Source organism: Staphylococcus sp. HMSC077D08, from assembly GCF_001837945.1.
Lineage (GTDB): Bacteria > Bacillota > Bacilli > Staphylococcales > Staphylococcaceae > Staphylococcus > Staphylococcus epidermidis.
Map to the genome: position 1 here is coordinate 1793 of NZ_KV834747.1, position 2201 is coordinate 3993.

Consider the following 2201-nt stretch of genomic DNA (forward strand, 5'->3'; position numbering starts at 1 on the left):
ATTATAACACTGGTTAGTAGAGGAATGCAAAAAGTAAATTTTATATAATAGATATAGGAAGTATAATATATGATAGGTGGTATTTATGACAAAAGAGAGAAAAGATACTATGGATAGTAAGTATAAAAAAGTCAATTGTGTAAATAAAATTAAAAAAATGCTCTTTTATGTATCATTAATCTGTTCTTGTTTCATTACATTTATTTTAGATAATGACTTTAAATATTTAATTATAGTACTCTACATAGTAGTATTAGTGTGTTTCTTTGCAATTGATACTATTTTAACAGTCTGGTTAATTCCTAAAGTAGAAAATATAAGAAAAACTCATTTACTATCGAATTCGTTTGGAATACCTTTAAATGATGAAAAAACTAAAGGTTACTATAATAATGAAAGTTCGCCATCTATATTTCGTTTAGGTTTAAATACTTTTGAGAATTCATTATTTTCTTTTGAAATTAGTAAAAAAATGTTACATAAAGAAAGATGTAAATCAATAATTTCTTTGATAACTTTGTTGTTTCTATTAATATTACGTTCAACTCATATAGAGTTACTTTTATTTATAGTACAGCTGTTATTTGGTACTAATATAATAATTAATTGGATAAAATTAGAAAAATATAAAATTGAAACAGAAAAAATTTATCAAAAATTTCGATATATATATCTTATAAATACAAAAGACGAAGGAAATTTTAACGAAAACTTATCTAAAATACTAGATGTTACTATTGAATATGAAATTCTTAAAGCTAGAATGGGAGTAATGCTTTCGACAAAAATATTTAATGAGATTAATAAAAAAACATCAGAAGAATGGGAAAGTATAAAAAAAGATCTGAAATTGAAATAAATAATTATCTTTATTTATAAAGGAGAGATTTAATGGTAAAGACAGTAGAAGCAGCTTTTGAAAAATTCTCAAAAGATTATGTGAAATTAGATAGAAATGAAACAAATAAAGCTTTAAAAAGTAGAGATTGGTTAGTACAACAAATAAAAACATTTCCAAATAAAGAAAAAACATTTCCGAATTTATATAGCGAAAAGAATATATATTTTGGTTCTTTTGCTCGAAAAACTAAAATTAAAGATTTAGATGACATAGACATAATGATTACATTGAGTGCAGAAAATGGAACTTATATTGAATATTCAGACAAAATTGAAATAATAGTTGAAGAGAATGCAGATATGTTAAAAAAATTATGTTTTGATGATTCAAATAGACTTAATTCTAGAAGAGTAATAAATAAATTTATTGAGTTATTGAAAAAGATACCACAATACGAATATTCAGACATAAAGAGAAATCAAGAAGCAGCCACTTTAAAATTAGCAACATATAAGTGGAACTTTGATATTGTTCCTTGTTTTTTTACTAAAAAAGATCTAAAAGGAAATACTCACTATTTAATACCTGATGGTAATGGCTATTGGAAAAAAACTGATCCTAGAATTGAGAAAAGTATAATTTCAGAATTAAATCAAATTAATGGTGGAAAATTATTAGATATAATACGTATTATTAAATATTGGAATAAAAATAGTATGGCACCTACAATGCCTTCTTATTTATTAGAGATAATAATATTAAATTATTATCAAGATAATAAAGAACTAAAACAACATATTAGTACGGAAATACCTAACATTTTAAATTTTATTCAAAAAGAAATTTATAATATGATTTTTTCTCCAGATAATCCAAAAGTTGATATTAATACTTTGTCTCAAGAGGAAAAATATAAAATATCTCAAAAAGCTAATGAACACTCTAAAATATCTCAAAAAGCCATAGATTTTGCATCAAATCTTGATAATAAAAAAGCAATAGATGAGTGGCGAAAAGTATTTGGTAAAGAATTCCCGTTATATGTCTAGTGATTATGAAAAGATAAATTCATTGCGCAAGTATGACAAAATATTTTAAAGTTAGTTTTGTTATTTTCAAGTACACCCTAATCATACAGATACAGTTGTTGAATTTATAGCAACTAAAACGTATGATTAGGGTGTATATTAATTGTGGAGTGAATATGAATGATTATAGGTTATGCAAGAGTATCTTCGACAGATCAAAATTTAGAGAGACAGATAGATAATTTGAAAACATTTGGCGTAGAGAAAATATTTACAGAGAAACAATCGGGAAAGTCAGTAGAAAATAGACCAGTATTTCAAGAAGCACTTAA

At 24.0% G+C, this 2201-nt stretch carries 3 protein-coding genes; all 3 read left to right on the forward strand.

The annotated features are described in order from the left end of the window. Positions 1-85 precede the first annotated feature (85 nt). The gene (locus HMPREF2663_RS02180) at positions 86-859 is read left to right on the forward strand and encodes a hypothetical protein (RefSeq protein WP_070592729.1); all 774 of its coding nucleotides are present in this window, start codon (positions 86-88) and stop codon (positions 857-859) included. A 32-nt stretch (positions 860-891) separates the two neighbouring features. Beyond that, positions 892-1890 carry an SMODS domain-containing nucleotidyltransferase gene (locus HMPREF2663_RS02185; protein ID WP_046044684.1) on the forward strand — a complete coding sequence of 333 codons (999 nt, stop codon included), beginning with the start codon at positions 892-894 and terminating at the stop codon, positions 1888-1890. A gap of 159 nt (positions 1891-2049) precedes the next feature. Then, a partial coding sequence (locus HMPREF2663_RS02190) for a recombinase family protein (protein ID WP_176746325.1) occupies positions 2050-2201 on the forward strand: 152 nt, incomplete at its 3' end.